6 protein-coding genes are annotated in these 9,053 nt (G+C 65.4%); 5 read left to right on the top strand and 1 reads right to left on the bottom strand.

What is annotated here, in order from left to right:
- Positions 1–85 (top strand): IS3 family transposase (locus tag AC56K1_RS21610; RefSeq protein ID WP_497159595.1); only part of this gene is annotated, 85 nt, incomplete at its 5' end.
- 53 nt (positions 86–138) lie between these two features.
- Here AC56K1_RS21610 and AC56K1_RS21605 read toward each other — a convergent pair.
- Positions 139–2,466, bottom strand: coding sequence for a S9 family peptidase (locus AC56K1_RS21605; RefSeq protein WP_497159838.1), 2,328 nt, complete (start codon positions 2,464–2,466; stop codon positions 139–141).
- 622 nt (positions 2,467–3,088) lie between these two features.
- On the opposite strand from AC56K1_RS21605, the gene AC56K1_RS21600 reads away from it, so the two are divergent.
- The 4 genes from AC56K1_RS21600 (at position 3,089) to nirB (ending at position 9,038) form a co-directional block, all read left to right on the top strand.
- Positions 3,089–3,751: an ANTAR domain-containing response regulator gene (locus tag AC56K1_RS21600; protein ID WP_497159837.1), complete on the top strand. Its 663-nt coding sequence runs from the start codon at positions 3,089–3,091 to the stop codon at positions 3,749–3,751.
- 25 nt (positions 3,752–3,776) lie between these two features.
- On the top strand, positions 3,777–4,946 hold the full coding sequence (locus tag AC56K1_RS21595) for a CmpA/NrtA family ABC transporter substrate-binding protein (RefSeq protein WP_497159836.1): 1,170 nt from the start codon (positions 3,777–3,779) through the stop codon (positions 4,944–4,946).
- Between the two features lie 256 nt (positions 4,947–5,202).
- Positions 5,203–6,498, top strand: coding sequence for an MFS transporter (locus AC56K1_RS21590; RefSeq protein WP_497159835.1), 1,296 nt, complete (start codon positions 5,203–5,205; stop codon positions 6,496–6,498).
- Between the two features lie 11 nt (positions 6,499–6,509).
- Positions 6,510–9,038: a nitrite reductase large subunit NirB gene (nirB, locus tag AC56K1_RS21585; protein ID WP_497159834.1), complete on the top strand. Its 2,529-nt coding sequence runs from the start codon at positions 6,510–6,512 to the stop codon at positions 9,036–9,038.
- Positions 9,039–9,053: the final 15 nt, after the last annotated feature.

Genomic DNA, 9,053 nt, shown 5'->3' with positions numbered 1-9,053 from the left:
CTATTACAATCACGACCGCATCAAGATGAAACTAAAAGGGCTGAGTCCTGTGCAATACAGAACCCAGCCCTTGGCCGCTCATTAAACCAACCGTCCAACTTTACGGGGTCAGTTCACCGAGGCGCCTTTCGATACTGCTTACTGCTTGAGCGTGCGCTCGAACAGCTGGTAGATGCGGCGGTACTGGTCGTACCAGGCTTCCGGCTGCACATACGAGTGGCGCTCGAGCGGATAGCTCGCCAGTTCCCAGTTGTCTTTCTTCAGTTCGATCAGGCGCTGGGCCATGCGTACCGAGTCCTGGTAGAAAACGTTGTCGTCGACCATGCCGTGCGCGATCAGGAGGTGGCCCTGCAGCTTGTCGGCGTATTCGATCGGCGACGAGATCTTGTAGGCCTGCGGGTCGATGTCCGGCGTGTTCAGGATGTTGGCGGTGTACTCGTGGTTATAGGTCACCCAGTCGGTCACCGGGCGCAGCGCCGCGCCGGCCTTGAAGGTTTCCGGTGCGCGCATCAGGCCCATGAAGGCCATGAAGCCGCCGTAGCTGCCGCCGTAGATGCCGACGTTCTTCGGGTCGCCCTGGTGCTTGTTCACCATGTAGTTGACGCCGTCGAGGTAGTCGACCAGTTCCGGATGGCCCATCTGGCGGTAGATCGCGGTGCGCCACTTGCTGCCATAGCCTTTCGAGGCGCGGTAGTCCATGTCGAGCACCACATAGCCCTTCTGGACCAGCAGGTTGTGGAACATCTGCTCGCGGAAGTAGTTCGGGTAGCGCTTGCTGACGTTCTGCAGGTAGCCGGCGCCGTGCACGAACATCACGACCGGGTATTTCTTGTTCGGGTCGAGCCGGGCCGGGCGGTACAGCTTGGCCCAGACCGGGTCGCCGCCATCGCTCGACGGCACCGCCACGTATTCCGGCTCGATCCACTGGCGCGCCTTGAACTCGGCACTGCGGGTATCGGTCAGTTTCACGGCTGCACCGCCGCTCACGGGTACCGTGGCCAGCTGCACCGGGGTGTAGCTGGCGGAGTAATGCACCAGCAGCTTGCGCTCGTCCGGCGACAGGCGGAAGCGCTCGACACCGTCCAGGTTCGTCACTTCACGGATCGCGCCGTCTTTCGCGTTGACCGCGCAGACTTCGTAGTCGGAAGGCAGGGCGCGGTTGCACATCACATAAGCGACGCTGCCGTCATGCGACCAGCGAACGTCCGACGCTTCCCACTTGCCCGAGGTGAGCGCGCGCGGCGCAGCGCCGCTCGCGTCCTGGGTGTACAGGTGCGAATAGCCGCTTTGTTCCGACAAATACCACAGCGTGCGATTGTCCGGCAGCCAGCCGAATTCGTTGTTGTCGTAGTTGACCCAGGCCTGTTCAGTCAAGCGATGCAGGGGCTTGAGCTTGGCGCCTGCCAGGTCGACGGTGGCGATCCAGCGGTCCTTGTTGTCGACCGAGCGCAGCATCACGGCGACGTTGGCGCCGTTGGCGCTCCATTCGATGGCATCGGCGCCGTCGATCACGCGCACCGGGCGGTTGCCCTTGAGCGGGTCCTTCTTGGCGGCGGCGCGCAGGTCGGCCAGCGGGTCGGTCGCGATCCCCGGCAGCACGTCGAGGGACAGTTCCTGCACCGTGTTGGTGCGCAGGTCGACCAGCTTGAGTGCATGCGGCGCCGGCATGTTGCGTCCGACGCGGGTGCGCTGGTCGTCGAATTCCTCGTAGCCCGATTCGGTGACGTAGCGCGGCAGCTTGCCGACGCGGCCCTTGTCGCCGTTCTTCGGGGCGGTGACGACGATCAGCCAGCGACCGTCGGGCGAGAGCACGCTGCCTTCGATCGTGACCTTGTCGCCGAAGTACACCGGCGCCGGCGGCATCGACGGATCGAGGCGGCGCTGTTCGTTCATGCGCTCGCGCAGCGCGTCGCGCTCATCCTTCTGGCGCTTGAGGGTGGCGATCAGGCGCAGCTGCTGGTCGCGCAGCGGGTCGTCTTCGCTTACTGCCGGGTCCTTGGCGGCGCGCGGCAGCGCGACCGGGCCGACCACGCGGCTGGCGCGCTCGAAGGCGTACCAGTCGGTGCCGATGCGGTAATGCACGCTGCGTTCGTCGCTCGAATACTGCGGCGCTTCGAGCCGGCTGGCGCCGCGGGTGATCTGCACCAGCGCGCCGTTCTTCAGGTCGCGCTCGAACAAATCGCCGTTGCGCAGCATCAGGGCGCGGGAGTTGTCGCGGTTGTAGACGACCACGTCGCCGTCGAGCTTCGCCAGTTCGGTGTCCGCCACGAGTTTTGGCTTGCCGCCCGAGGCCACCTGCCAGGTATCGCGCACCGGCGAACCGGTGCGCTTCTGCTTGTAGAACACCTGCTTGCTGTCCCAGCTCCACCAGGCGGTTTCCGCAGGGGTGCCGATCCAGTCGGGGTGGGCCATGGCTTGGTCGAGGGTGATTGGCGTGGACGCCGCCGCCGGCAGCGCGATCAGCATGAGTTGTGCCGCAAAGAGTGTGAGTGCAGGTGTACGCATCGTAGGTAGGGGACCGAGTGAAAGGGGAATTGCTTTCTTGCTAGAAAATGCGAATTGCATTCTAGCTCAGTCACCATGGATACGGGAAAGGGATGCGGAAGCAGGTTCCGCCAGAATGAACAAAGCCGGCCCGGGAAGCCAGGGCCGGCTCATACCTATACATACAGCTGCTGCGGCGCAGCGCTCGAGGCAATCCTGTGGGGAACTGGACCGCGTTCCCGCTTAGCCGCGGACGACCGGCGCCCAGCCGCCGTGGGCAGCATACAGTTCGATCGAGAAGCTGCGCACGGCCGAGATGGCGGTGGCGAAGTGACGGCTGATGACGCGGGTAGTTGCTGCCATGATTGATTCTCCTGTAAATGCCGCGGTGTTCTCTGGATGTTGCGTTGCAGTATAAGGAAGGCTTCGCCATAAATAAACTTTCTATTCGTGATTCCTGCGATATCAAATGTGAATAATTGTCGGAAGCATCCGGCAGCAGATATTGGCGCGGCGAATGTCTCATTGTTGCCACGATGAATGAAAGGGGCGGGGCATCCTCGAACTGGAACAGGCTGGTGCGAATCTTGCATGTAGTGCTGTCATGAAATCGCCAGGCAGCAGCACCTCCCATCTGCGCATCGTCGTCGTGAACCCGGTCACCACGCCCGCTTCCTCCGGCGCGCAGGGCTGCGAGCAGGATGGCGCCCTCGCCGAACTGGCGCGCCGCAGCGCCGCGCTGCGTATCGGCCTGCTCGAATCGGGCTATGACCTGATCGCCTCTCTTCCGGCGGACGTTTTCCTGCCCGAGCGGATCGCCCAGCTCCAGCCCGACATGATCATCGTCGACAGCGAATCGGATGCGCGCGACATCCTCGAGCACATCGTCATCGCCACCCGCGACGAACGTCGCCCGATCGTGCTGTTCACCGAGGACGACGCGCCGGCCAGCATGGACGCCGCGCTGGACGCCGGCGTGTCGGCCTATATCGTGGCCGGCTTGCATGCGGAACGCGTCAAGTCGGTGCTCGACGTGGCGCTGGCGCGCTTCCGGCGCGAGCAGAAGCTGCTCGGCGAACTGGCAGGCACGCGCCAGAAGCTGGCCGAGCGCAAGATCGTCGATCGCGCCAAGGGCCTGGTCATGACGCGCTACGGCCTCACCGAAGACCAGGCTTACCAACGCCTGCGCAGCATGGCCATGAACAAGAACATGAAGCTGGCGGAGATCGCGCAGCGGCTGGTTGACGTCGAAGACCTGCTGGGCTGATACCGGCGACACACAAAGGATCACTATGGCAGGCATGAACGGCGGCGCATGGGTCGCCGGCTCGGACAAACCGGAACAAGCAAGGGTGAAGATCGGCTTCATGCCGCTGGCTGACTGCGCGCCGCTCGTCATGGCCTCGGTGCTGGGCTTCGACGAGAAACATGGCATCCGCTTCCAGCTCAGCCGCGAGCTGTCCTGGACCGGCATGCGCGACCGCTTGAGTGCGGGCGAGCTCGATGCGGCGCATGTCCTGTATGGCCTGCTGTACGGCCTGCAGATGGGCGTTGGTACTCCCGCGCGACAGATGGCGGTGCTGATGAATCTGAACCAGAACGGGCAGGGCATCACTCTGTCGCGCGCCCTGGCGGCCAGGGCCTCGGGGGGCGCCGCGCCGGCCACGGTGCTGCGCGCGGACAAGCGGCGCCCGACCTTCGGCCATACCTTCCCGACCGGGAACCACGCGATGTTCCTGTATTACTGGCTGGCTGCCGCCGGCATCGACCCGTTCGAGGACTGCAAGGCCGTCACGGTGCCGCCCGGGCAAATGGTGGCGAGCCTGGGTGCCGGCCACCTGGACGGGTTCTGCGCCGGCGAGCCCTGGGGGCAGCGCGCGGTGCGCGAGGGCGTTGGCGCGCTGGCCGTGTCGAGCGAAACGATCTGGTGTGACCATCCGGGCAAGGTGCTGGGCACGAGCGCGGGCTTTGCGGCCGTCAACCCGCATACCTGCCGCGCCATGATCGCGGCACTGCTGGACACGGCGCGCTGGCTGGATGCCTCGCGCACCAACCGCGAAGCGGCGGCCGAGGTGCTGGCCAGCCCCGGCTACGTGAATGCGGGGAAGGACGTGCTTCAGTTCTGCCTTGCGGGCCGCGGCAGCGATGGCCAGACCAGGAGCGGCTGGCGCGGCCACAACGGCCTCCGCTTCTTCGCCGATGGCGAGGCGACCTTCCCCTGGCTGTCCGACGGCATGTGGTTCCTCACCCAGCAGCGCCGCTGGGGCCTGCTGCGCAGCGACCCGGCCTACCGCGCCGTCGCGGCCGGGGTCAATCGGATCGACCTGTACCGCGAGGCGGCGGAACTGGCCGGCGTCATGCTGCCCAAGGAGGTGACGCGTAGCTCGACCCTGTTCGATGGCCGCGTGTGGGATGGCAGCGACCCGGCAGCGTATGCCGCATCGTTCAAGCGGACGGCTTGAACTGGTGCGCTGCTACGCATCATTTACGGGCATGGTGCACCGCAATGTAGCGTGCCGCCGGCGAGCCGCAGCACCGCTTCCCCTGAAAGCCGTGTGGCACGCCTCTTGCGTATATCCCGGTACAGGATCAATGGCGATCCTCTTCACATCGTCGCCCGTCTAAAGAAGGACCGGCAACCCAAAGGACAACGGCGTCCGCAACTTCTGCTTCCGAAGCAGGAGTGCGGACGCCGTTTTGCTTTCTCAAGGAAGAAACATGGCCAGCAAAGCAGACAGCATCAAGCTCTTTTCGTTCGACACCGCGCCCATGCGCGCCTTTCACCTGACCTGGGTGGCCTTCTTCATCTGCTTCTTCGCCTGGTTCGCCTGCGCGCCGCTCATGCCGGTGATCAAAGGCGAGTTCGGGCTGACGATGGAGCAGGTCGCCAACATCAATATCGCGGCCGTCGCCATCACCATCTTCGTGCGGCTGCTGATCGGCCCCCTGTGCGACCGCTACGGCCCGCGCAAGGCCTATACCGGCCTGCTGTTGCTCGGCTCCATCCCGGTGCTGGGGGTGGCGCTGTCGCAGAGCTACGAGAGCTTTTTGCTGTTCCGCCTCGGGATCGGCGCGGTGGGGGCGAGCTTCGTCATCACCCAGTACCACACCTCGGTCATGTTCAGCCCCAAAGTAGTCGGCACCGCCAACGCAGCGGCGGCAGGCTGGGGCAACAGCGGTGGCGGCGCGGCCCAGGCGCTGATGCCGCTGCTGCTCACCGCGGTGATGATGCTGGGCGTCTCGCAAGCCCTGAGCTGGCGCGTGGCGCTGGTGGTGCCGGGCCTGGCGATGATTGTCATGGCCTTTTTCTACTGGCGTTATACCCAGGACTGCCCGGACGGGAATTTCAGCGAGCTGCGCGCGCAGGGCAGGCTGCCCGAGGGCAGCAAGGGCGGCCTGGCGAGCTTTCGCGAGGCCTGCCGCAACCATCGCGCCTGGCTGTTGTTCGTCACCTATGGCGCCTGCTTCGGCATCGAGATCTTCATCCATAACATCGCGGCCGTGTACTACGTCGACCACTTCGGCCTGTCGTTAGGTAGCGCCGGCCTGGCCGCCGGCAGCTTCGGCCTGCTGGCGCTGTTCGCCCGGGCCCTGGGAGGCTGGCTGTCGGACCGCAGCGCGCGCACCGGCAACCTGAACAGCCGCGTCACCGTGCTGTTCGTCCTGATGATCGGCGAGGGCCTGGGCCTGCTGTGGTTCGCGCAGGCCGACGGCGTGGTGTTCGCCGTGATCGCCATGCTGTGCTTCGGCCTGTTCACCCACATGGCCTGCGGCGCCACCTATGCGCTGGTGCCCTTCGTGGCGCCCAAGGCGCTCGGCGGCGTGGCCGGCATCGTCGGTGCCGGCGGCAACGTCGGCGCGGTGGCGGCCGGCTTTCTGATGAAGGGCACGGGTGACATCGCCCAGACCTTGACCATCCTGAGCATGCTGGTGCTGCTTGCCAGCCTGTGCGCGATCGCCGCCCGTTTCACCATGACCGCAGAGCAGGTATCGCCTGCAGTCTCCGCAGCTTGAGGAGTAAAGAAATGCATATCGTCGTCGTCGGCCACGGAATGGTGGGTCATAAACTTGTCGAAACCCTGGCGGCCGGGGGTGATCCGGACCTGCGCATCACCATCCTCGGTGAGGAGCCGCGCCCCGCCTACGACCGGGTGCACCTGTCCGAATTCTTCGCCGGGAAAAGCGCGCAAGACCTGTCGCTTGTGGCACCGGGCTTCTTCGACCAACAGCATCTGCACCTGCGCCTGAGCGCCTGCGTGGCCAGAATCGACCGCAGCGCGCGCACCGTCTTGCTGGCCGATGGCGAAACTATCTCCTATGACAAGCTGGTGCTGGCCACCGGTTCCTACCCCTTCGTGCCGAAGGTAGAGGGCGCCAACCGCAAGGATTGCTTCGTCTACCGCACCATCGAAGACCTGGAGAAGATGCAGGAGTGTGGCGCGCGTTCGCGCACCGGCGTGGTGGTCGGCGGCGGCCTGCTGGGCCTGGAATGCGCCAAGGCCCTGCGTGACCTCGGCCTGCAGACCCACGTGGTGGAATTCGCGCCGCGCCTGATGGCGGTGCAGGTGGACGAGCCGGGCGCCCGCGTGCTGCGTACTCGCATCGAAGAGCTGGGCGTGCAGGTGCACACGCAGAAGAATACGCTGGCGATCGTCGATGGCATGGAGGCCACCCACCGCATGGAGTTCGCCGACGGCAGCCATTTGGAAGCGGACATGATCGTTTTCTCAGCCGGCATCCGCCCGCGCGACGAGCTGGCGCGCGACGCCGGCCTGGCGCTGGGCGCGCGCGGAGGCATCGCCATCGACGACAAATGCATGACGTTGGACCCGCACATCTATGCGGTGGGCGAATGCGCTTGTTGGGCCGGCCAGTTGTTCGGCTTGGTGGCGCCGGGCTACGACATGGCCCGCACCGCGGCGAAGCACATCCTGGGCGCGGAAGCAGGGTTTACCGGCGCCGACATAAGCACCAGGCTCAAACTGATGGGCGTGGACGTGGCCAGCATCGGCGACGCGCATGGCGCGGCAAGCGGCTCGCGCAGCTACCAGTTCCTGGACGAGCGCAAGCAGGAATACCGCAAGATCGTTGTGTCCGAATGCGGCAAATACCTGACAGGCGCCGTACTGGTAGGCGATGCATCGAGCTACGCCAGCCTGCTGCAGATGATGCTGAACAAGCTGGAACTGCCGACAGCGCCGGAATGCCTGATTCTGCCGGAATCCAGCGGCGCCGCACGCCCGATGCTCGGCGTCGACGCGCTGCCTGCCGGCGCCCAGATCTGCTCCTGCAACGACGTCTCGAAGGGCGCCCTGTGCGCGGCGGTCGAAGGCGGGGCCACCTCGGTGGGCGCGCTGAAAAGTGCTACGTGCGCGGGCACCGCCTGCGGCGGCTGCGTGCCCCTGATGACGCAAGTGATGAACGCCGAGCTGACCCGCCTGGGCATGACCGTCAACGACCACCTGTGCGAGCACTTCGCCTGCTCGCGCCAGGAGCTCTACCACCTCGTGCGCGTGGAAGGCATCAAGAGCTTCGGCGAACTGATCGCGCGCCACGGCAAGGGCCTGGGCTGCGACATCTGCAAGCCGGTGGCAGCTAACATCTTGGCGTCAAGCTGGAACGACTTCGTGCTGAAACCCGAGCACGCAAGCCTGCAGGATTCGAACGACTACTTCCTCGGAAATATCCAGAAGGACGGCACCTATTCGGTGGTGCCGCGGATGCCGGGCGGCGAAGTCACGGCCGACGGCCTGATCGCGGTGGGGCAGGTGGCCAAGAAGTACGGCCTGTACACCAAGATCACCGGTGGCCAGCGGGTCGACCTGTTCGGCGCTAGAGTCGAGCAGCTGCCAAACATCTGGGAAGAGCTGATCGCGGCCGGCTTCGAATCGGGCCACGCCTACGGCAAGTCGCTGCGCACGGTGAAATCCTGCGTCGGCTCGACCTGGTGCCGCTATGGCGTGAGCGACAGCCTGGCTTTTGCCATCGCGCTGGAAAACCGCTACAAGGGCTTGCGCGCGCCGCACAAGATCAAGTTCGGCGTGTCCGGCTGCACCCGCGAGTGCGCCGAGGCGCAAGGCAAGGACGTGGGCCTGATCGCCACCGAAAAGGGCTGGAATCTGTACGTGTGCGGGAACGGCGGCATGAAGCCTCGCCATGCGGAGCTCATCGCGTCCGGTCTCGACGAGGCGACCGTGGTGAAGCTGGTCGACCGCTTCCTGATGTTCTACGTGCGCACCGCGGGCCGCCTGCAGCGCACCAGCGTCTGGCGCGACAACCTGGAGGGCGGGCTGGATTACCTGAAGCAGGTTGTGGTCGAGGACAAGCTGGGCATCGGGCCTGAGCTGGAAGCGCAGATGCAGCACGTGGTCGACACCTATGCATGCGAGTGGAAAGAGGCCGTCACCAATCCGGAAGTGCGGCGCCGTTTCCGCCACTTCGTCAACAGCGAAGCGGCGGACAGCAATGTCGTGTTCGTGCCCGAGCGCGGCCAGATCCGCCCGGCCAGCCCGGACGAGCGCCGCCGCGTGATCCCGATTGCCACCGCAGCTTGAGCCCTACAAGGAGCA

Source organism: Telluria sp. ZB4P37, from assembly GCF_059685855.1.
Note: the sequence above shows the minus strand (reverse complement) of the source record. Positions and strands in the feature narration are given on the sequence as shown.